The 20,423-nt window shown below is 67.6% G+C and carries 18 protein-coding genes and 1 pseudogene; 13 read left to right on the top strand and 6 right to left on the bottom strand.

The window, feature by feature from the left end; all coding sequences use genetic code 11:
• Window positions 1-258 precede the first annotated feature (258 nt).
• Window positions 259-603 carry an alpha/beta fold hydrolase gene (locus AC5Y4C_RS16240; RefSeq protein ID WP_499947925.1) on the top strand — a complete coding sequence of 115 codons (345 nt, stop codon included), beginning with the start codon at window positions 259-261 and terminating at the stop codon, window positions 601-603.
• A gap of 186 nt (window positions 604-789) precedes the next feature.
• On the opposite strand, the gene AC5Y4C_RS16235 is transcribed toward AC5Y4C_RS16240, so the two are convergent.
• On the bottom strand, window positions 790-2,046 hold the full coding sequence (locus AC5Y4C_RS16235; RefSeq protein ID WP_500008504.1) for an HNH endonuclease signature motif containing protein: 1,257 nt from the start codon (window positions 2,044-2,046) through the stop codon (window positions 790-792).
• 101 nt (window positions 2,047-2,147) lie between these two features.
• Complete coding sequence (locus AC5Y4C_RS16230) at window positions 2,148-2,798, bottom strand: TetR/AcrR family transcriptional regulator (RefSeq protein WP_499963533.1); 651 nt, start codon at window positions 2,796-2,798, stop codon at window positions 2,148-2,150.
• 135 nt (window positions 2,799-2,933) lie between these two features.
• Between AC5Y4C_RS16230 and AC5Y4C_RS16225 the strand changes: the two genes are divergently transcribed.
• The gene (locus AC5Y4C_RS16225) at window positions 2,934-4,223 is read left to right on the top strand and encodes a flavin monoamine oxidase family protein (RefSeq protein ID WP_499952015.1); all 1,290 of its coding nucleotides are present in this window, start codon (window positions 2,934-2,936) and stop codon (window positions 4,221-4,223) included.
• Between the two features lie 96 nt (window positions 4,224-4,319).
• Window positions 4,320-5,182, top strand: a pseudogene (locus AC5Y4C_RS16220) (LLM class F420-dependent oxidoreductase).
• 351 nt (window positions 5,183-5,533) lie between these two features.
• On the opposite strand, the gene AC5Y4C_RS16215 reads toward AC5Y4C_RS16220, so the two are convergent.
• The 3 genes from AC5Y4C_RS16215 to AC5Y4C_RS16205 all read right to left on the bottom strand — a co-directional run bounded on the left by AC5Y4C_RS16215 (window position 5,534) and on the right by AC5Y4C_RS16205 (window position 12,611).
• Window positions 5,534-7,000: a glutamate synthase subunit beta gene (locus AC5Y4C_RS16215; protein ID WP_499952016.1), complete on the bottom strand. Its 1,467-nt coding sequence runs from the start codon at window positions 6,998-7,000 to the stop codon at window positions 5,534-5,536.
• Window positions 6,993-11,570: a glutamate synthase large subunit gene (gltB, locus tag AC5Y4C_RS16210; RefSeq protein ID WP_499947932.1), complete on the bottom strand. Its 4,578-nt coding sequence runs from the start codon at window positions 11,568-11,570 to the stop codon at window positions 6,993-6,995. The genes AC5Y4C_RS16215 and gltB overlap by 8 nt, the downstream gene beginning before the upstream one ends.
• Window positions 11,571-11,996: 426 nt before the next feature.
• Window positions 11,997-12,611: a TetR/AcrR family transcriptional regulator gene (locus tag AC5Y4C_RS16205; protein WP_499952017.1), complete on the bottom strand. Its 615-nt coding sequence runs from the start codon at window positions 12,609-12,611 to the stop codon at window positions 11,997-11,999.
• A 49-nt stretch (window positions 12,612-12,660) separates the two neighbouring features.
• On the opposite strand from AC5Y4C_RS16205, the gene AC5Y4C_RS16200 reads away from it, so the two are divergent.
• Both AC5Y4C_RS16200 and AC5Y4C_RS16195 read left to right on the top strand, forming a co-directional pair.
• Entirely contained in the window at window positions 12,661-13,770 is a 1,110-nt protein-coding gene (locus AC5Y4C_RS16200; protein WP_499952018.1) for an Rv3169 family protein, read from the top strand.
• Window positions 13,770-14,813, top strand: coding sequence for a phosphotransferase family protein (locus AC5Y4C_RS16195; RefSeq protein WP_499912461.1), 1,044 nt, complete (start codon window positions 13,770-13,772; stop codon window positions 14,811-14,813). The genes AC5Y4C_RS16200 and AC5Y4C_RS16195 overlap by 1 nt, the downstream gene beginning before the upstream one ends.
• A gap of 103 nt (window positions 14,814-14,916) precedes the next feature.
• Here AC5Y4C_RS16195 and AC5Y4C_RS16190 read toward each other — a convergent pair whose 3' ends face one another.
• Window positions 14,917-15,189 (bottom strand): WhiB family transcriptional regulator, encoded by a 273-nt coding sequence (locus AC5Y4C_RS16190; protein WP_499912463.1) that lies wholly within the window; start codon window positions 15,187-15,189, stop codon window positions 14,917-14,919.
• Between the two features lie 189 nt (window positions 15,190-15,378).
• On the opposite strand from AC5Y4C_RS16190, the gene AC5Y4C_RS16185 reads away from it, so the two are divergent.
• The 8 genes from AC5Y4C_RS16185 (at window position 15,379) to AC5Y4C_RS16150 (ending at window position 20,408) form a co-directional block, all read left to right on the top strand.
• A complete protein-coding gene (locus tag AC5Y4C_RS16185) occupies window positions 15,379-16,419 on the top strand; it encodes an FHA domain-containing protein (RefSeq protein WP_499952019.1) in 1,041 nt (346 codons plus the stop codon).
• A 73-nt stretch (window positions 16,420-16,492) separates the two neighbouring features.
• Window positions 16,493-16,972 (top strand): hypothetical protein, encoded by a 480-nt coding sequence (locus AC5Y4C_RS16180; RefSeq protein WP_499952021.1) that lies wholly within the window; start codon window positions 16,493-16,495, stop codon window positions 16,970-16,972.
• Window positions 16,973-17,069: 97 nt separating this feature from the next.
• On the top strand, window positions 17,070-17,222 hold the full coding sequence (locus AC5Y4C_RS16175) for a hypothetical protein (RefSeq protein WP_499912470.1): 153 nt from the start codon (window positions 17,070-17,072) through the stop codon (window positions 17,220-17,222).
• Between the two features lie 7 nt (window positions 17,223-17,229).
• On the top strand, window positions 17,230-18,063 hold the full coding sequence (locus AC5Y4C_RS16170; RefSeq protein ID WP_499952023.1) for a DUF4226 domain-containing protein: 834 nt from the start codon (window positions 17,230-17,232) through the stop codon (window positions 18,061-18,063).
• 12 nt (window positions 18,064-18,075) lie between these two features.
• Window positions 18,076-18,378 carry a type VII secretion target gene (locus AC5Y4C_RS16165; protein WP_499912475.1) on the top strand — a complete coding sequence of 101 codons (303 nt, stop codon included), beginning with the start codon at window positions 18,076-18,078 and terminating at the stop codon, window positions 18,376-18,378.
• A complete protein-coding gene (locus tag AC5Y4C_RS16160) occupies window positions 18,375-18,650 on the top strand; it encodes a DUF2694 family protein (protein ID WP_499952024.1) in 276 nt (91 codons plus the stop codon). The genes AC5Y4C_RS16165 and AC5Y4C_RS16160 overlap by 4 nt, the downstream gene beginning before the upstream one ends.
• Window positions 18,651-18,657: 7 nt before the next feature.
• Window positions 18,658-20,112, top strand: coding sequence for a PPE domain-containing protein (locus tag AC5Y4C_RS16155; RefSeq protein WP_499952026.1), 1,455 nt, complete (start codon window positions 18,658-18,660; stop codon window positions 20,110-20,112).
• A complete protein-coding gene (locus AC5Y4C_RS16150; protein WP_499947945.1) occupies window positions 20,109-20,408 on the top strand; it encodes a hypothetical protein in 300 nt (99 codons plus the stop codon). Before AC5Y4C_RS16155 ends, AC5Y4C_RS16150 begins: the two co-directional genes overlap by 4 nt.
• Window positions 20,409-20,423: the final 15 nt, after the last annotated feature.

Raw genomic sequence — 20,423 nt, 5'->3', positions numbered from 1 at the left:
ACATCCGGGACGTACCCATGACGACGACTCGTCTTGTTGCAGCGATCATTCGGTGAACGCCGCGGTGGATGGTCTCGCGACGCTGGCGCACATGGTGCGTCGAGGTGAAGGCGGTCTGCTGCTGCGTCTGACCGCGCACGCGTTGCGTGACGTGACTCGTGCCCTCACCAAGCGGTCGCCGAATCGTGTGCCGGTGGTGGGTCAACCCGGATCGACGGCCATGATCACCGGCCCTGGGGCCGAGGAGGCGACAACGCGATGGCCGGCCCGACCGTGCGCAACGAGGTCTGCGCCCGCACCGCGCTCGAAGTGGCGACGAGTCGTCCTACCACCTTCGCCAGCCGCCTCGCCTGCCCGATCCTCATGCAGGTGGGCACCGACGATGCTGTCGCACCGCCCAGTGCGGCGCGTCGCATCGTGGAGAAGGCCGGGTATTGGGCCGAGTTGCGCGAATATCGCATCGACCACTTGGACGTCTTCGGCGATCCATGGCAGCAGCGGGCGCTGGCTGACCAACTCGAGTTTCTGTCGTACGTCCTCGATCCGTCGCGCGGACCCGACATTCACTTGCGGGCCCATACGGCAGCGGACTCCCCGCGGTGATCAGCCGGTCGACGTTGACACTCCTATAGGGGCTTCAGCTGACACGGCTGCGACGGGATGCATTGCGGTGCAAGGCTTTTCGTCCTGACTTAGCGGTCGCAGCGGCTGGCCGGAGCGAATTAGTTGGTGTCGCAACCTGTTTGAGCGTCTCTGCGGTGCCGGCAGGCGACCGGGTAGAAGGGCACCTCAGTTGTTGGTCGGTGGTGGTTGGGGTTGGAAGGGTTGGTACCACCACCAATCGGCGCGATCGCCGGTGGGTCCGGGGCATGGTGGGACCGCGGGCGGGGGGCGTTTGGGTGGGCGGGCCAGCGAGGCGGCGTTGAGTGGTCGCCCGGCGTGGTCGGTGACGAGGAGCGCGTCGGCGGGCCCGGTGATGGTGATCTGGCCGCGATGGTGCAGCCGGTGATGATGCGGGCACACCAACACCAGATTGGCCAACTCGGTGGGGCCGCCGTCTTCCCAATGCCGAAGGTGATGGGCGTGCAACCCGCGGGTGGCCCCGCAGCCGGGCACCACACAGCTGCGGTCACGATGCTCGAGCGCGCGGCGCAGCCGCCGGTTGACCACCCGGGTGGTACGCCCGGCCCCGAGGGGTTGCCCGTCGCGTTCGAACCACACCTCACAGGTGGCATCACACGACAAATAGCGGCGCTCGGAATCCGACAACACCGGCCCCAGATGCAGCGCCGCGACACGGTCTTTGACATCCAGATGCATGACCACGGTGGTGTGCTGGCCGTGCGGGCGGCGCGCCACCTCGACATCCCAGCCCGCCTCGACCAGCCGCATGAACGCCTCCGCGGTATTGGGCAGCGGCGGGGCCGTCTCCGACGAGCGCTCGTCGTCGCCGTGGTCGCGTTTGTACTCGGCGATCAACCCATCCAGATGCGACGCCAACGCCGCATCGAACGTCGCCGCCTCATCATGGGGAAGCCTGATCCGATAACAGCTGAACGCGTCGTTGGTGGTTTTGGTGATCGAGCGCTCCGGCTCGCGCCGTGGCTCGGGGTCGGGTTGGGGTCGCGGTTCGAGCTTGACCGCGGTGCGCAACTGGTTGACCGTCGCGACGCCGGCCAGCTGCACATAATGCTCATCAGACCCCTCACCCGCGTGCGCGGCGATCACCCCGACCTGATCCAGCGACAACCGGCCCTCTATCAACCCCTGCACACAGCGCGGAAACTGCTCACGCCGGCCCGCCACCGTGGCGATCGTGTGCGCCGTCGCCGACGACACACCCAGCTTCCAGGCCACCAACGCCGGCACCGACCGCGCGCCGGTCGCACCCCACAACCCGTCCCGATCGATCTCGGCGACGATCTCCACGATCCGCCCGTCAATCGCATTACGCTGACCCGCCAACTCCGCCAACTCCTCAAACAGCACCTCAAGACGCTGCGCAGGACTCACCGCAACAACGGCCGACGACGCGATCGAGGACATAACGACACCATCGCACCCACCACCGACAAGTCCGCGGCCACGAGCCACACCAAACGTGGATCTCCACGGTCGGTCACCTGACACGGTGTCGACGAGATCGATTACGCCGGTGAGGTTTTCCGCCGACGCTGCTTTGCGTACGTCTCGAGATAGGCGGTGATAAGGCGTCGCGCTTCATTGATCGTCGCGTCGTCGCCGGTTGGGGCGATCCGGAAGGCGACGTCGAACAGTCGATTGCCTGCCTCGAATGCCAGTTGCACAGCGAGTTCCGGGGTGTCGGCACGAATGAGGTCTCGGTCGGTGAGGAACTCCCAGAATCGCTTCGCCTGGGTCTCGTCGAACGCGCGTGCCAGTTCGGTGAGTATCGCGCTTCGGCCCGCGAACCACAGCTGGACGAAGCCCGGGTGCTCGCGGAAGTAGTCAAGGTACGCGTCGATACCCGCATCCACGGCCTTGCGCAGAGTTCGGAGCTTGCGGTTGCTCAGCGCAGCGTTAAGGCGAGCGTCGAGCTCGCTGAGGTGGCGCTGCACCAGCTCGGCGTCGACCTGATGGCGGTCCGCGAAATAGTGGTACACCGACGCGATCGGAATGCCGGCCCGCTCACTGATCGCCTTGAGCGTCGCCGACTCGTAACCTTGCTCCTCGAGTAGTGACTCAGCAGCGTCCAAGATCGCCTGCACCCGCTCGATACCCCGTCGCTGCACGGGCGCTGGACGCGCGGGAATCTGAACCGGGCGCCGAGTTTCGAACATGATTCGGGATCGTATCAGGTTCCCGACTTGGTCGCCGCGTACAGATTATCCGATAGACTCGAATCCGAGTCGATATCTGGATGCGTCTAAGTATGGCCGGGGAACGGAGAGAACGTGGCCGATGGTTATGACGTCGTGGTGGTCGGTGCCGGTCTCGCCGGACTCATCGCGGCGCGAGATGTCAGCGCAAACGGCTATTCGGTGCTCCTCCTCGAGGCGCGCGACCGGGTCGGTGGCCGGACGTACACAGGCGAAGCCTTTGGTCGCCAGCTGGAATTCGGTGGCGCGTACGTGCACTGGACCCAGCCGAACATGTGGTGTGAACTCGAGCGTCACAACATTCCCCTGGCGGTGCCGCTGGAAGCCCAGACAGTGTACTGGCTGGCCGACGGCGCCGTGCATTCCGGCGGTCCGGAGGTCTACGCGACCGCACTGGATCCCCTGATGGGTCAGTTCTTCGCCGACGCCCGGGCTCATTTTCCGCTGCCATTTGACGTCAATGCGGTTGACACCAGTGCCATTGAGAACGAGACGCTGTCCGACCGGATGGCCTCGCTGGGCCTGCCGGCGTACGAGCGTGACCTGCTGGACGGCGCGATGGCCAGCCTTGTCACCGCGCCCAAGGAGCACGGCGTTGCGCAGCTCCTCTGCTGTGCTGCAACGTATTTCGGAAGCTATGCCGCATTCTTCGAAACCGCCGGCGTTTGGCCGATCGAGGGTGGCACCAAACGGCTTGTCGACGCCATCATCGCAGGGTCGAACGCGCAGCTGCGCCTGTCCACGCCGGTCGCTTCAGTCGATGACGACGGCTCCGGTGTCACGGTGACGACTCGTAGCGGCGAGCAGATCCGAACACTGGCGGCGGTAATTGCGTTGCCCCTCAACACCTTAGGCGACATCACCATTACCCCCGACGTCCCGCCGTCGGCGCGCGCCATGATCGACCAAAAGAATCCGATCATGGCCTCGAAGATCTGGGTGAGGGCCAAGGGCGAGCTCGAACCCTTCCAGGCGCTGGCACCGGTTGGCAAGAATCCGATCAACGCCGCGAGGGTCGAATACCACGGCGACGGCGACACATTCGTCATGTGCCTCTGCTCTGACGCCTCAGCCGTCGACGCCGCCGGCCGGGATTCCGTGCAGGCGGCGTTGCGAACGTTCGTTCCTGACATCGAAGTGCTCGACACAGCCAGCCACGACTGGGCCGCCGACGAATTCTCCAAGGGCGGGTGGATGATGCACCGGCCGGGTCACTTCACCCGTGGGGCTCCGTTGTTGCGGAGGCCGCACGGGCGAATCCACTTCGCCGGTAGCGACATCGCAGGAATTGAAGCCGGCGCGATCGAAGGCGCCATGAGTACCGGCGCAAGCGCAGCACGGAATGTTGTTGCGGCGCTCACCACCGGTTTCAAGACTCCGCCGTGACGGAGAACCGATTTTGGGTCGCATCTCGGCACCCACTGAAGGCCGCCCGTTGCGCCCAGCCATGACGGCCCCGCGGCAGCGACTACCCTCGGCCCGGTGCGATTCGCGTTCAAAACCTCACCGCAGAACACCACCTGGTCGGACATGCTGGCCGTCTGGGGGCAGCTGACGACATCGACGTCTACGAATCCGGCTGGACGTTCGACCACTTCTACCCGATCTTCTCCGACCCGGCCGGACCGTGCCTGGAGGGCTGGACCACGCTGACTGCGCTGGCCCAAGCCACCCGCCGACTGCGGCTGGGCACGCTGGTCACCGGAGTCCACTACCGGCATCCGGCGGTGCTGGCCAACATGGCGGCGGCGCTGGACATCATCTCGAACGGCCGGCTGGAACTCGGCATCGGCGCGGGCTGGAACGAAGAAGAATCCGGCGCGTACGGGATCGAGCTTGGCTCCATCAAAGAGCGCTTCGACCGCTTTGAAGAGGCCTGCCAGGTTCTCGTCGGGCTGCTGTCGCAGGACACCACGGATTTCGACGGCACGTACTACCACCTCAAGGTGGCGCGCAACGAGCCGAAGGGGCCGCAGCGCCCGCATCCGCCGATCTGCATCGGGGGCAGCGGCGAGAAGCGCACACTGCGCATCACCGCGCGCTACGCCCAGCACTGGAATTTCGTCGGTGGGCCACCTGAGGAGTTCGCCCGCAAGCGCGACGTGCTGGCGGCCCACTGCGCCGACATCGGACGGGATCCGAAAGAGATCATGCTGTCGGCGCATGTGCGCCTCGACGACGACCGCGACTACGCCAAGGTGGTGGCAGACGCGGCGGCGCTTGGCGAAGAAGGGCTGGACCTGGCGATCGTCTACCTACCCGTGCCGCACACCCCCGACGTGCTCGAGCCGCTGGCGACAGCGATCAGCGATTCGGGACTGCTTCAGAAGGTAACGGATAGATAACGGTCAGCAAAGGCCAGCAACCTCGGCACTTGATGCGCTGACCGTGGCGTTCGGCAGGTCAGACGCCGTAACGCAGTAACTCGTCCGCAGTGACCAGGCGCTCGTGCTTAGCTGGAAACTCGCGGCTCTTCACGGGGTGTCGAAACCATGACCAGGCAATTCGACCCACCCGAGACCGGGGTATCGGGTTCAGGTGCACGATGAACACTCCTGCGGTGAACCAGCTTCAGATATTTGCGCAGTGGTAAGGGTACACCGCACCACCAACGTCCAATCATTGAACACCTGATTTACGGCAAACTCTGGGAGGCGCGCCAAAAACTCTCGACCGCGTGTCGAGACTTATCTGCGTTAGCGCTGAGGCGCGGCCGTCGGTTTGATCGGCGCGGGCAGCGCGGTGACGCCCATCAGGTAGTCGTCCACCGCCGCCGCGGCCGCCCGGCCCTCGGCGATCGCCCACACGATCAGCGACTGCCCGCGTCCCATGTCGCCGGCCACGAACACGCCCGGCACGCTGGTGGCGAAGTCGTCGTCGCGGGCGACGTTGCCGCGCTCGGTGAACTCCACCCCGAGATCGGTCAGCAGACCTTCCCGCTCTGGGCCGACGAAGCCCATCGCCAACAGCACCAGATCGGCCTCCAGCTCGAAGTCCGTGCCCTCGACCTTGACGAACTTGCCGTCTTGCATCCGCACCTCATGCGCCCGCAGCCCCGTCACGTGGCCGTCGGCGCCGATGAACTCCTCGGTGTTGACCGAGAACACCCGCTCGCCGCCTTCTTCGTGCGCCGACGACACCCTGAACATCAGCGGATAGGTGGGCCACGGCGTCGACTCCGCCCGGGTGTCCGGCGGCCGCGGCATGATCTCGAACTGGTGCACCTCAGTGGCGCCCTGTCGCAGCACCGTGCCCAGGCAGTCGGCGCCGGTGTCGCCGCCACCGATGATCACCACCTTCTTGCCTTTCGCGGTGATCGGCGGCTCGCCGTCCGGCCCCAAGACGTCGTCGCCGAGCTGCACCCGGTTGGCCCACGGCAGGAACTCCATCGCCTGATGAATGCCGTCGAGATCGCGTCCGGGGATCGGCAGGTCGCGCCATGCCGTCGCGCCGCCGGCGAGCACCACCGCGTCGAAGTCGGCCCGCAGCTGCTCAGCAGTGATGTCGACGCCGACGTTCACGCTGGCTTTGAAGACCGTGCCTTCGGCTTCCATTTGCGCGAGCCGACGGTCGATGTGGCGCTTTTCCATCTTGAATTCCGGAATCCCGTAGCGCAGCAGCCCGCCGATGCGGTCGTCACGCTCGAACACCGTCACCATGTGGCCGGCGCGGGTCAGCTGCTGCGCAGCCGCCAGCCCGGCCGGCCCGGATCCCACCACCGCGACGGTCTTGCCCGTGAGCACCGACGGCCGGATCGGGGTCACCCAGCCCTGTTCGAAGGCGTTGTCGATGATCTCGACCTCGACCTGCTTGATGGTCACCGGATCCTGGTTGATGCCCAACACGCATGACGCCTCGCACGGCGCCGGGCAGAGCCGGCCGGTGAATTCCGGGAAGTTGTTGGTGGCATGCAGCCGGTCGATCGCGTCGCGCCAGCGGTCGGTGCGCACCAGGTCGTTCCACTCGGGAATCAAGTTGCCCAACGGACAACCGTTGTGGCAGAACGGAATTCCGCAATCCATACAGCGGGTCGCCTGAATCCGCAACTTGTCGTGCGGGAAGTCTTCGTAGACCTCTTTCCAGTCGCGGATGCGCAGCGGGATGGGCCGCCGCTTGGGCAGTTCGCGCTGACGGTATTTGAGGAAGCCGGCGGGATCAGCCATGGGCCGCCGCCATGATCGCTTCGTCGACGTCGGTGCCGTTCTGTTCGGCCTCGGCGATCGCCTCCAGCACCCGCTTGTAGTCGCGAGGCATCACCTTGACGAACCGCTGCCGCTCGGCACCCCAGTGCGCCAGGACGCGCTTGCCCGGGACCGAGTCGGTGGCGTCGACATGCTTGGTCAACATCCGGTGCAACCACTCGAAGTCGTCGTCGTCGAGCTCTTCCAACTCCACCATCTCCGGGTTCAGATGTTCGGACAGCACCGAATTCGGGTCGTACACGTAGGCCACTCCGCCGGACATGCCGGCGGCGAAGTTGCGTCCGGTCGGCCCGAGGATGACCACTTTGCCGCCGGTCATGTACTCGCAGCCGTGATCGCCGACGCCCTCCACCACTGCGTGCGCGCCGGAGTTGCGCACCGCGAACCGCTCGCCCACCTGCCCGCGCAGGAAGCACTCGCCGCTGGTGGCGCCGAACAGCACCACGTTGCCGGCAATGATGTTGTCCTCGGCGACGTAACCCTCCGGGGCGTTGCGCGACGGCCGCACGACGACACGACCACCCGAGAGCCCTTTGCCCACATAGTCGTTGGCGTCGCCATACACCCGCAGCGTGATGCCGCGCGGCACGAACGCACCGAAGCTGTTGCCGGCCGACCCGTCGAACGTGATGTCGATGGTGTCGTCGGGAAGCCCTTGTCCCCCATATGCTTTCGTTAGTTCATGGCCAAGCATGGTGCCGACGGTGCGGTTCACGTTGGAGATCGTGGTGGAGAACTTCACCGGTGTCTGGGAATCGAGCGCCTCGCGGCTCATCACGATCAGCTGCTGATCCAGCGCCTTGTCCAGACCGTGGTCCTGACGCGAACTGCAGTACAGATCCTGGTTCATGAACGCCGACTCGGGCTCGTACAGCACCGGCGCCAGATCCAGCTTGCGGGCCTTCCAGTGCTCGGCGGCCACCGTGGTGTCCAAGGCACCGACCTGCCCCACCGCCTCGTTGATGCTGCGGAAACCCAACTGTGCCAGGTACTCCCGCACTTCCTCGGCGATGAACATGAAGAAGTTCTCGACGAACTCCGGCTTGCCGGTGTAGCGCTTGCGCAGCTCGGGGTTCTGAGTGGCCACCCCCACCGGACAGGTGTCGAGGTGACAGACCCGCATCATGACGCAGCCCGACACCACCAGCGGCGCAGTGGCGAAGCCGTACTCCTCGGCGCCCAACAGCGTCGCGATCATCACGTCGCGCCCGGTCTTGAGCTGGCCGTCCACCTGGACGACGATCCGGTCACGTAACCCGTTGAGCAGCAACGTCTGCTGCGTCTCGGCCAGGCCCAATTCCCACGGAGCGCCGGCGTGCTTCATCGACGTCAGCGGCGTCGCGCCGGTGCCGCCGTCGTGCCCGGAGATCAGCACCACGTCGGCGTGCGCCTTGGACACGCCTGCAGCTACCGTGCCGACTCCGTTCTCCGACACCAGCTTCACGTGCACACGCGCGGCCGGGTTCGAGTTCTTCAGGTCGTAGATCAGCTGCGCCAAATCTTCGATCGAGTAGATGTCGTGGTGCGGCGGCGGCGAGATCAGTCCCACACCCGGCGTGGAGTGCCGCACCTCGGCCACCCACGGATACACCTTGTGACCCGGAAGTTGGCCTCCTTCACCGGGTTTCGCGCCCTGGGCCATCTTGATCTGGATGTCGGTGCAGTTGGTCAGGTAGTGCGACGTGACACCGAACCGGCCGGATGCCACCTGCTTGATCGCACTGCGCCGCCAGTCGCCGTTGGGGTCCTTCTCGAAGCGGCGGACGTCCTCGCCGCCCTCACCGCAGTTCGACCGGCCGCCAAGGCGATTCATCGCGATCGCCAGCGTCTCGTGAGCCTCGGCGGAAATCGAGCCGTAGCTCATCGCGCCCGTGGAGAACCGCTTGACGATCTCGCTGGCCGGCTCGACCTCCTCGATCGGCACCGGCGGCCGCACACCCTCCTTGAACCGCAGCAGCCCGCGCAGCGAGGCGATCCGCTCGGACTGGTCGTCGACCAGCTTCGTGTACTCCTTGAAAATCTTGTACTGGCCGGTGCGGGTGGAGTGCTGCAGCTTGAACACCGTGTCGGGGTTGAACAGGTGGTACTCGCCCTCGCGGCGCCACTGGTATTCGCCGCCCACCTCGAGTTCGCGGTGTGCGCGCTCCTCGGGCCGTGGCAGGAACGCCAATGCATGCCGACGCGCGACGTCGTCGGCGATGTCGTCGAGGTCGATGCCCCCGGTCGGACAGGTCAGCCCGGTGAAGTACTCGTCGAGCACGGCCTGACTGATGCCGACAGCCTGGAACAGCTGGGCACCGGTGTAGGACGCCAGCGTCGAAATGCCCATCTTGGACATGACTTTCAGCACGCCCTTGCCGGCGGCCTTGACGTAGTTGCTCAGCGCCTTCTCGCGATCGAGCCCGGTGATCACCTTGCGGTCGAGCATGTCTTCGATCGACTCGAACGCCATGTACGGGTTGATCGCCGCGGCGCCGAACCCGATCAGCGCGGCCATGTGGTGCACCTCGCGGGCGTCACCGGACTCGACCACCAGGCCGACCAGTGTGCGCGAGCGCTCCCGCACCAGATGGTGGTGCACCGCGGCGACCGACAGCAGCGACGGGATGGGCGCCATCTTCTCGTCGGACTCGCGGTCGGACAGCACGATGATGCGGGCGCCATCGGCGATCGCCGCCGACGCCTGCCTGCGGATGTCGTCGAGCGCGGCGCGCAACCCGGCGCCGCCCTTCGCCACCGGGTAGAGGCAGCGAATCACCGTGGTGCGCATGCCATGTCGGCGACCGTTGACCTCCGCGTCGGGGTCGAGGTTGACCAGCTTGGCCAGCTCATGGTTACGCAGGATCGGCTGCTGCAGCACGATCTGGCGGCACGAGTTCTCGTCGGGCGACAGCAGGTCGCCCTCAGGGCCGATCACGCCCTGCAGGCTGGTCACCACTTCCTCGCGGATCGCGTCCAGCGGCGGGTTGGTCACTTGGGCGAACAACTGCTGGAAGTAGTCGTAGAGCATCCGCGGCCGCTGCGACAGGACTGCGACGGGGGTGTCTGTGCCCATGGAGCCGATGGGCTCGGCGCCGGTGCGTGCCATCGGCGCGACGAGCAAATTCAACTCTTCGTAGGTGTAACCGAACACCAACTGCCGCAACACGATTCGGTGGTGCGGCATCCGCACGTACGGACCCTGCGGCAATTCCTCCAGTGCGATCAGCCCGTTGTCCAGCCACTCCTGATACGGGTGCTCGGCGGCCAGCTCTGCTTTGATCTCCTCGTCGGAGACGATGCGGCCCTGAGCCGTGTCCACCAAGAACATCCGGCCGGGCTGCAGACGCATCCTCTTGACCACCGTGGACGGGTCGAGGTTGAGCACGCCGGCCTCTGACGCCATCACCACTAGTCCGTCGCTGGTGACCCAGATCCGCGACGGCCGGAGCCCGTTGCGGTCCAGCACCGCGCCCACCACCGTGCCGTCGGTGAACGTCATCGACGCCGGGCCGTCCCACGGCTCCATCAGCGATGAGTGGTACTGGTAGAACGCCCGGCGCGCGGGGTCCATCGACTCGTGGCGCTCCCACGCCTCGGGGATCATCATCAGCACCGCGTGGGCGAGGCTGCGGCCGCCGAGGTGCAGCAGCTCCAGCACTTCGTCGAAGCGGGCAGTGTCCGACGCGCCCGGTGTGCAGATGGGGAACAGCTTCTCGACGTCCGTGCCGAACACGTCGGTGCGGATCAGCGCCTCGCGGGCGCGCATCCAGTTCTCGTTGCCCGTGACGGTGTTGATCTCGCCGTTGTGGGCGATCCGCCGGAACGGGTGGGCCAGCGGCCACGACGGGAACGTGTTGGTCGAAAAGCGCGAGTGCACAATGCCCAGCGCGCTGGTCAGCCGATCGTCTTGCAGGTCGAGGTAGAACGCCTTGAGCTGCGGGGTGGTGAGCATGCCCTTGTAGACCAGGGTCTGGCCGGAAAGGCTTGGGAAATATACGGTTTCGCGGCCCGGACCGTCCTGGCCCGGACCCTTGGTGCCCAGCTCGTGCTCGGCGCGCTTGCGGATGACGTAGACCCGGCGCTCGAGGTCCATGCCCGACGCACCGCCGATGAAGATCTGGCGGAAGGTCGGCATCGCGTCGCGGGCGAGCGCGCCCAGTGACGACTCGTCGGTGGGCACGTTGCGCCAGCCGAGCACCTCGAGTCCCTCGGCCTCGACGATCTTCTCCACCGCAGCGCAGGCCTCCGCGGCCTCCTTGGACGACTGCGGCAAAAACGCCATCCCGGTCGCATAGCTACCGGCCTCGGGCAGGTCGAAATCGACGACCGCCCGCAGGAACTCGTCGGGAACCTGGATCAGGATCCCCGCGCCGTCACCGGTGTGCTGCTCGGCCCCGGCCGCGCCGCGGTGCTCGAGGTTCAACAGGGCGGTGATCGCCTTGTCGACAATGTCGCGGCTGCGCCGGCCGTACATGTCCACGACCATGGCGACGCCGCAGGCGTCGTGTTCGAACGCGGGGTTGTAGAGCCCGACACTGCTGGGCGCCATTCCCACCTACCTTTTCCGCACGCTTTCGCGAAAGTCTCTCTCGGTTGCCGACGGTGTGCTCCCTGGGCGGTGGGTCGCACCCTCGGACTTGTCAATTCTGGGCCGGTTCACTCCGGCCGAAAAGAGGGGCCGAATCCCGCGGAGGGAATGCAGCCGTACGACGCTGAACGGCGCACTTGTCCCGGTTGCGACAAGTGCTGAAAACGATATGACAAACAGGCCCTGACATGCCAACTTTGTCCACCCTCGCCGCTGCGTGCCCCGCCGTCGGCGGGAGTGCCCCAAGCGGTCCGGGCCTGACCCGAATCGGCTGTGCCGCTTGTCGATTCATGCTACGCCCGTGCGGCAGACGCTCACGCGCCGAGCGACATCGGATTTGCTGTGATTCTCAACTCATCGCCCCGAGCCAAGGAATCGCTGGTTAAGTCAATTCTCATCATTTGCTGTGACGCTCACCACGCGATGCACGGCGGCCGCAATCCGGGCGCAGAACTCTTCTGCCCCCTCGTCGGCGTGGGTCATGGCCCGCAGGAACGTCGCGCCGCGGATGATGTCGAACACCACATCGGCGTCGCAGCCCGGCGCCGCTTTGCCCTCAGCGATCGCCCGGGCGATCACCGCGTCCAGGGCGGCCCGCACCGGAAGCTCACCGCGATCGAGCAGGCGGTGGTAGCTGTCAGGGTCGCGGCTGTATCCAGCGAGCAGTCCCGGCACCGCCGCCCGCGCCGCCGGCTCGCTGGCGACGTCGAGGAACAGCCGCACCCAGGTGTACAGGTCGGCGCGCAGATCTCCAGTGGGTGCGGGCAGGTCGAACGTGTCGAGGTGCAGCACCGCCTCCTCCAGCAACTCGGCCTTACTGGTCCAGCGCCGGTAGATGGACGGGATGCTCACGTTGGCCCGCCGGGCGATCTCGGCGAGCGTGGTGTCTTCGTAGCCGCGTTCGGCGACGACGTCGCGGGCGGCGGCGATGATGGCCGCAGCGATCGCCGGGTCGCGCGGCCGGCCGGGTCTCACGCGGCCGGACTGGTCGGGCGCAGCCACTACGTCCTCCCTATTGATTACGTGCCGTAACGTAATATACCGTTCGCGCATGTTGGTCGCGCATGACGAGCTGATGTGTCACCAGTTGCCGACGACGTTCGACCACGTCGAGCAGTCCGACCTGCGCTGGACCGAACGGGTGGTGATCTACGGGTTCGACCCCGCCACCGGCACGAGTCTGATGACCGGTATGGCCCGCTACCCCAACCGCAATGTCACCGACGCGTATGCGATGGCCACGATCGACGGGCAGGCGCATGTGGTGCGGGCGTCGCGCGACATCTCGGCGGGGGTCGACGGCATCGCGTCGTGGCAAATCGGCCCGTACGGTTACCGCATCGTCGAGCCGCTGCGGCAGGTCCAAGCCACGCTCGACACCGACGCCATGAGCATGGACCTGACGTTTTCCGGGGTCTTCCCGTGCTACGAGCAGGCGCCGGCGTTCTTCCGGCACCGCGGCCGCGTCGACGAGGACGCCCGCCGCTTCTACCAGAACGGCCACGCCACCGGGTCGATCGTTGCCGCCGACCACCGAATCGAGATCCGGCCAGACACGTGGGTGTTCGGCCGGGATCACAGCTGGGGCGTGCGGCGCGGCGGCGGAGGCGGCAACCTGCCTGAGTCGCAGATCCTGCAACCGCATGAAATCCCCGACGGCGTCCTGTATTTCATGGGCATCTTCCAATTCGACGACCGCCTGGTGCATTTCGCGCAACGCGAGGACGCCGACGGCCGGATCTGGCACTACGAGGGTGAACTGCTCTACCCGATCTCCACCGGCGAGCCCGGCCAGAAGATCACCAGCGTGGATCACAATTTCGTGTTCCGCCCTCAACAACCGCGGGTGATCGCCGGCGGCGAGGTGACCGTTCATGCGGAAGATGGCTCGAGCCAGAACATTTCGATCACCCCTATCACCGACTTCTGGCCGGGCTTCGCCGGTTACGACGAATACCGCGGCTACGCGTCGGGCTACTGGCGCGGGTCCAGCTACCTCGACCACTTCGTCGTCGACACCACCGATCTCAGCGAGGTCGCCAAAGTCAGCATGCTCAGCGAGACGCTGTGCACGCTGCGGTGCGGCGACGCGACCGGCCACGGCCTGGTGGAAATGGTGTTCATGGGCCGCAACGACCGCTACGGCTACGCGGGTTACTGATGGGCGCCTCGGCGCGGCCCACCGCCGACGAGCTACCTGTGCTGGTGGAAAACGTTGTGAGGCAACGTGTTTCGCGGGCGGCGCGGGTGGTGAACTGGCGCGCGGCCGAGCGCGGACTGTCCACCGAGACATATCTGTTCGACGTCGCCGATGCCGACGGCGCGGTGCTGCGGCGATTGGTGTTTCGTCGCCCCCCGGCCGTGGCGCTGTATCCGGACTACGACATCCTGCGCCAAGCGTTGGTGATGAATCGGTTAGCGCACACCGCAATTCCGGTGCCGCGGGTGCTGTGGCTGGACCGGTCCGGCCGCGACGTCGGCAGCCCGTACCTGGTGATGGAACAGGTGCCCAACATCGGCGGCCCCGGCGACTTCCCGTCGTATCACAGCGAGGGCCTGTACTTCGACGCGACCGAAGACCAGCGCTCGACGATGTGGTGGGGATGTCTGCAGGCGATCGCCGACATCCACAAATTGGACTGGCGCGCATTGCGGCTGGACTCGCTGTTGTGCCCGGCCTCCAGTGCTCATCCGCTGCGGCAGGTGGTCGACTACTACCGGTCGACGCTGCGCTGGGCGATGGGTGAGCGGCCGCGCCCCGAGCTGCTGGCGGCTGTCGACTGGCTCGCCGACAACATCTACGAGCCGGAGCATCTGTGTTTGTGCTGGGGCGACAGCCGCCTGTCGAACGTGCTGTTCGGGCCTAGCTACGAGGTCGCGGCAGTGCTCGACTGGGAGGTCGCCTACATCGGTGACCACGAAGCCGATCTCGCGTGGATGTTGTTTCTGGACTGGTCGTACAGCGATCAGCAGCAGATTCCCCGGCTGGCCGGCACGCCTGGCCGCGAAGAGACGATCGCCCGCTACGAGCAGCTCACCGGGTGGCCGGTACGCAACCTGCGCTACAACGAGGTGCTGGCCGCGGTTGCGCTGTCGGCACCGGTGCTTCGCCTGCAGGCCAAGCTGCTTGCCGACGGATTGATCACCGAAGACTTCGACCTGGCCGGCTTCTGCGTGGAACGGATCCGCCAGCTGCTGGGATAGCCGGCGCCGGACCCTGCCGGCCGTGGTCACCCCTCGTCTACCACGGTCGGCAGCCGGGCCGGACCTCCCCCGACGGGCCCAGCCCGGCCGGTCACTGGCCGGCTCACTGGACGGCGTAGCCGCCGTGTGCCGCCAACGACCGCAGCTGCTTGAGCGCGAACGCGCGCCCCCGGCCCCCTTCCGGAATGACCACGCCGGCCCACATGCCCTGCGCTGCGGGCATTTCGCAGGCCTCCTTGGCGCAAAGCCAGCGCCGCGGGCACGCCCGGCACACCGCTTTGGTGGCCTCGTCGGTGGCGGTGAGCCAGCGGTCGGGGTCGCGGGTGCAGGCGGCGATCTCGAACTCGGTCGCGGGCCGTTCCACCACCACGGTCATGTCGAAACTCCTTCCGTGCGCCGGTTACGCAGCGAAACCGTAGCAGTCGTTCCGTAGCGGTGCAACGCTTTCTTCGCGCGGCCCACCGAGCCCACCTCCGCAACCGTGCGTGATACGGCCACGAAACCGTAGCGAAGATACGGTCCGCCTGCTCGGCCGCGTCAGCGTGGCCGGATAGAGTGATCGTCGATGGACACCGCCGCGCCGCCGACGCTGACGGTCGAGTGTTCCGGCGCGGTCTACCGGCTCAGTCCCGAGCGTTCACCCGCCACGATCGGACGGTCGACCGATGCCGACGTGCCGACGACCGACCCGCGCATCTCGCTGGTGCATGTCCGCCTCGAAAGCGGTCGCGGTGGCTGGCGGGCCGTCGACGCTGGCACCCGCACCGGCATGTTCGTCGGCGGCGTGCGCCGAACGGTCGTCGACATCCACGACGGCCTCACGATCCACCTCGGCGATCGCGACGGCACGCCCGTCACATTCCGGTTCGCCACCGACCCCGCCGCTGCGGTCGGCGACGACGAGCCCGTCGACAGCGGAATCGCACGTGCCGGGGCCGCGGTGGCCGCGCGTCGGCGAGAGCTGAACATCACCCAGCGCACACTGGCCAAATACCGGATCATGAACGCCGGCGCGCTGATCGCGTTCGAGAAGGGCCGCAGCTGGCCACGTGAACGCACCCGCGCCAAGCTCGAGGAAATTCTGCAGTGGCCGCCCGGCACCATTGCGAACATCCGCAACGGCGGCGCCGTGCCGGGCCAGCGGTCAGAGCCGGAGGCCGACGCTGACCAGGCGCCGCTGATCGTCGGCGCGGTGGACGTCGCGATGAAGACGTTCGCCGCCGCCATCGACGCGCTACCCGACGAGTCCGCCGGGGACTTCGCGGAGCGGGCCGCGGTGATCCTTTCGGATCTGCGGCAGTTGGAGGCGGTCGTCGCCCGGGCCGCGCGCCAGAGCCGCGGTATGCCCGCGGTCGTGATGGCTCTGAGCGCGGTGCGAAAACGCTACGAGGACTTGATGTTTCGGGCTGCGGCCGCGCCGGACGCCACGCTGGGCCAGCGGCTGTTCGCGGCACGGCGGCGGGCCAACCTGTCCGCGGCCGAGGTCGGCAATGCGATCGGTGTGTCGGCGCAGCTGGTCGAGGCGCTCGAGGCAGGCCAGCCGGTCAGCGAGCACGACACCGCGGCGATCCGGCGGTTCCTGGCCCAGTTTCAGCAACCGGCTTAGCCGCTGCACTCACGCGAGCAGGGGCGCCGACTTTGCGCACCGAACCACCAGCGGCATGGCCGATACTGATGGCATGCCTCTCGAGGACTCGGTTCACCACGCGCGCGACGTGCTCGCCCGCGCCGATTCCCTGTTCGGTTCGGCGGCCGCCGAACCGCCGGCGCCGGCACCGCAGCTGTCCGAGCTCGCCGATCTCGTACGGCGCACCGCGACGCCGGACATGGTGGGGTCCGCGATCGCCGGCTACACCGCGTTCGCCCACGAGCGCGCCGCCAAATTGACGCGCCTCGCCGATGCCGACAAGGCATTGCACCGCGTGCTCGACGATGCGGCGCGAGCCGAGAACACCGCTGCGGCCGCATCCCGGTCGACACTCGCCGCCGCGCGAGCACACGTCGATCGTCACGAACAACTCGCGGCCACGCCGGGCGGTCAGCTGTCACTGCTCGCGGCCCTGCACGCTCACATCTGCCGCCAACAGGCTTTGGTGAGCGAGCATCACCAGCGGGCCGCCGAGCTGGCCGACCAGCTGCGGCTGGTGTCGTACGACTGATCATTTCCGGCGGCGCGGCGGCTGGCGAGGTGCGCAGATTCGCGCTGAAACAGCCCTCAACAGCGGGTTACGCTGAGGCGCGACGAAGGGGGTCGCGATGGAAGTCTGGTTGCAGCAGCAAGCGAGCGCGGTGCTCACCGCGCTGCAGCACGCCCAACAGCTCTTCGGTGGCCCTAGCGCGCCTCAGCCGCCGCGGCCGTTCGCGCCGCGCGAAGATCTGGAGGCTGACCTGGGCCGGCCATGGATGTGAGGCCGGCATGACGCAGCCGGCATTCGGCACCGACGAGCAACTCAGCGGCCGGGCCGCTGACGCCGTCGCCGACCTGCACGACGAGCTGCGCCGCCGCTTCTCCGGACTCAACGCCGCCGAGGCGCAACTGGCCGAGGCGGTGTTGACCGCCCAGGCGACCAGCGAAGCTGGCCGCGCCCGGCTGCAGAACATCCAGGCTCAGCTGGTCGAGGCGATCGCCAACCCGGTCAACGCGCTGGACACCCCGGCCGGCGAACGTCAATTCCTGATGTTCTTGCGCGCCAAAGTGGCTGAAATCCAGCGCGTGGTCGACGACGGCGCGCTGACCGCGCAGGACCAGGCAGAGCTTGCGCGGGCGCTGGGAAACGGCTACCTCGGCGACGACACGTCGGGGGCTGAGCCGGCGGCCGGTGAGTCCCGGCCCGTATCTGCGGCTCGCCCGTCCCCGATGCCGCAGACCACGCCCGCAGCCGGCATGGCGCCGGCTTCGCTCGGCGGTTTACCGCAGGCAACGCCGCCGGCCGCGCCGACGGCACCCGGCCTGGGCGCGGCCACGTCGCCGCTTTCCGGGCTGGCGCCACTGCTCGCGGAGCTCGGCCGCGACGAGTCGGAGCTCGGCCGCGACGAATCAGCCCCGAGGCGGGCCGACGACCAGCCCGCCGACGAGCATGAGAAATCGCCGCACCCGAAAGACGGGGAGCGAGAGGCCGGGGACGACGACACGCCAACGCGGGAAGACGATGACGAGCGGGAAACCGACGACCAGGACACACCGCCGGCTCCCGACGCCGCACCGCCCGGGGAACCCGCACCGGCGCAGACCCGGCCGGCCGCCAGCTAGGAGAGAACGACGATGGCAGAACAGGGCATCCGCGTCACGCCGGATGCGTTGCGGCAGATCGCATCTCAGCATGAGGGCATCGCCGACGAGATCGCCTCGGCGCGTGCGGCCGGCACGGACATCCTGGCGTCCGTCGCGACCCACGGGCCGATCATGCACACGTTCAAAGCCGCCGTCGCCGACGTCGTCGCCCGCCGCGACGCAGCCTTCGCGGCGCACGAGGCAGACCACCGAGCGGCCGCGGCCAAACTTCGCGAAGCCGCCGACCGCTTCACTGAACAAGAACAAATCAACGCAGCGAGGCTGCAGTTTTGAGCGACGAATCGTTTACCGCGTCGACGGCCGACAACACCGTGTTCGTCCGGGTCGCCGTCGCCGGCCACACGCTCGGCGTCCAGATCGAACCCGAGGCGATGCGCCTTTCGGCCCACAGCATCGCCGAGCGGATCATGGCCTGCAACGACTTCGCATATCTGAAGGGTCAGCTGGTGCTCCGCGACGAGTTGCAGCGGGCCGCCATCCCGGTCGACGACATGCCGACCGAGCAAGATCTAGCCGCGGCCGAACGTCGGCTGAGGGAGCTGTAGACCGACGATGAAAGTGGATCCAACCGGGCTCGTCGCTGCGGCTGAGCGGCTGCGCAATGCCGCGACGTCGCTGAGCGCGCCGGATGTCGCCGTACACCCGCCGCTGGCCGGCGATCACACGTCGGTCGCCGCCGCGGCGAGGCTCAACGCGGCCGGAGCGGCGCTCGCGTCGGCGATCAGCGCCCAAGCCGCCGGCCTGCTCGCCACCGCCGACCACCTGGCGGCCGTCGCCGCCGGCTTCACCGAGCAAGAGACCGTTAACGCAGCCGCGTTGAGCGGTGTGACGTCACGCGCTGAGCCGGTCGGGACCCCGTCTCTCCTCGCCGCGGTGCCGACCGTGCCCGCCGACACCCGGACAGCGCTGCCGCCGCCGACTGACGCCGACGGAGAAGCGGTGGCACGCAAGCTGCACGGCGGAAATGCTTCTGCGGGAACGACTTTCGCGCAGAGTTGGCGTTCTCGGGCCACAGCGGCCGATGGCGCGCGAGGCGTCGTGCGCGACGTCCTCGGCACACTGCCGGAGCTGTGGACCAGTCCTGCGGGCACTGCGGCGGCGACCGCTCGCCTGGCCGCCCACGCCGAGGGGCTGGCCACTGTCGCGGACCGGGCTGCAGCGCTAGCCGAGCAGGCGCAACGTCACGCGGACAGCTATCGCAACGCTGCCGCGAATGTTCCGCATCCGCAGGAGTTCCAGGCGAACCGCGAGGAGCTGCAGGCGGCGCTGGACGCCAACGCCAGATTCCCCGGTCGGTACACGCCGCTGGTGTCGTCGCTGATCGCCCAGCAGGGGGCGCTGAATCAGAAGGCGCTCAACAGCCAGGCCGCCTATCACGGCGACACCGATGCCGCCACTGCCGCCCGACCCGACGACAGCGTGACGCCCGAACAGGCCGGGCAGTTGGCATCACAGCTGCCGCAGATGATTCCTGGGCTGCTGGGGGCCATCGGCGGACTGCTCGGTGGGGCGATGTCGTCAGCCGGTGCCCTCCCGCAGACTCTGATGCAGACCGCCCAGCAGCTCGCCCAGACCGCCGTGCAAAGCCTCTCCGGGCTGGCCGTCTCTCCGCTCACCGGCAAGACAACGCCCCTAACGCATCCGGGCTCCACCCCGGCCGCGACCGCGAGAGCCGGCGGTCCTGCCCTCAGCGGCGCGACCAGACCCGCAGGCGGCATCGACACGACCCCCGTCGCGCCGTCCACGTCGTCGTCGGCAGCGTCGCGCCCCACGCTGCCACCAGGCGCGACGCCACCTGCCACCCCGGCGGCCGGGCCGTCCGCGGCTCCGATGGGCATGCCGATGGGTATGGTGCCGCCGCAAGCGGCCACCGACACGGAACGGCGTCAGGTGCCCGCCGACAAGAAGGTCGTGGTGACCGCGGCGCCGCACACCGAATCCGTCACCGGCCGCGGCACGGCCGCTCGCCTCGCGGCCGCACGCAGGATCGACGACGAGGCGCGATGACGGACTTCGACGATCTCGACGACGCCGCGAAGGTTCGCTACAGCCAGGCCGAACTTGCGGCCACGTTCGCCCAACTGAGCGCCGTGCTGGATCGGCTGGCTGCGTTGCGGACCAACGCCGCGGACCCCGACGGCGACGTCCGGCTCACCCTCGGCCCCGACGGCAGGTTGCTTACTCTTTTCATCGACGATTCGGTTCCGAGCCGGCTGACCCACCTCGCGCTCGAGGAGAAGATCAACAATCTGCTGGCCGAGGCCAACAGGGTCGCCGAGAAATCCAGGCGGGAGAGTTACTGATGTCCTCATTAGGGT

Source organism: Mycobacterium sp. NGS35 (genome assembly GCF_059812855.1).
This window is presented reverse-complemented; position numbering and strand designations above follow the sequence as displayed.

Bases quoted from the DNA above. Each gene is read 5' to 3' on its own strand.
- AC5Y4C_RS16240 (WP_499947925.1), top strand. From the start codon at position 259: ATGGCCGGCCCGACCGTGCGCAACGAGGTCTGCGCCCGCACCGCGCTC.
- AC5Y4C_RS16235 (WP_500008504.1), bottom strand. From the start codon at position 2,046: ATGTCCTCGATCGCGTCGTCGGCCGTTGTTGCGGTGAGTCCTGCGCAG.
- AC5Y4C_RS16230 (WP_499963533.1), bottom strand. From the start codon at position 2,798: ATGTTCGAAACTCGGCGCCCGGTTCAGATTCCCGCGCGTCCAGCGCCC.
- AC5Y4C_RS16215 (WP_499952016.1), bottom strand. From the start codon at position 7,000: ATGGCTGATCCCGCCGGCTTCCTCAAATACCGTCAGCGCGAACTGCCC.
- gltB (WP_499947932.1), bottom strand. From the start codon at position 11,570: ATGGCGCCCAGCAGTGTCGGGCTCTACAACCCCGCGTTCGAACACGAC.
- AC5Y4C_RS16200 (WP_499952018.1), top strand. From the start codon at position 12,661: ATGTTGGTCGCGCATGACGAGCTGATGTGTCACCAGTTGCCGACGACG.
- AC5Y4C_RS16195 (WP_499912461.1), top strand. From the start codon at position 13,770: ATGGGCGCCTCGGCGCGGCCCACCGCCGACGAGCTACCTGTGCTGGTG.
- AC5Y4C_RS16190 (WP_499912463.1), bottom strand. From the start codon at position 15,189: ATGACCGTGGTGGTGGAACGGCCCGCGACCGAGTTCGAGATCGCCGCC.
- AC5Y4C_RS16185 (WP_499952019.1), top strand. From the start codon at position 15,379: ATGGACACCGCCGCGCCGCCGACGCTGACGGTCGAGTGTTCCGGCGCG.
- AC5Y4C_RS16180 (WP_499952021.1), top strand. From the start codon at position 16,493: ATGCCTCTCGAGGACTCGGTTCACCACGCGCGCGACGTGCTCGCCCGC.
- AC5Y4C_RS16175 (WP_499912470.1), top strand. From the start codon at position 17,070: ATGGAAGTCTGGTTGCAGCAGCAAGCGAGCGCGGTGCTCACCGCGCTG.
- AC5Y4C_RS16170 (WP_499952023.1), top strand. From the start codon at position 17,230: ATGACGCAGCCGGCATTCGGCACCGACGAGCAACTCAGCGGCCGGGCC.
- AC5Y4C_RS16165 (WP_499912475.1), top strand. From the start codon at position 18,076: ATGGCAGAACAGGGCATCCGCGTCACGCCGGATGCGTTGCGGCAGATC.
- AC5Y4C_RS16155 (WP_499952026.1), top strand. From the start codon at position 18,658: ATGAAAGTGGATCCAACCGGGCTCGTCGCTGCGGCTGAGCGGCTGCGC.
- AC5Y4C_RS16150 (WP_499947945.1), top strand. From the start codon at position 20,109: ATGACGGACTTCGACGATCTCGACGACGCCGCGAAGGTTCGCTACAGC.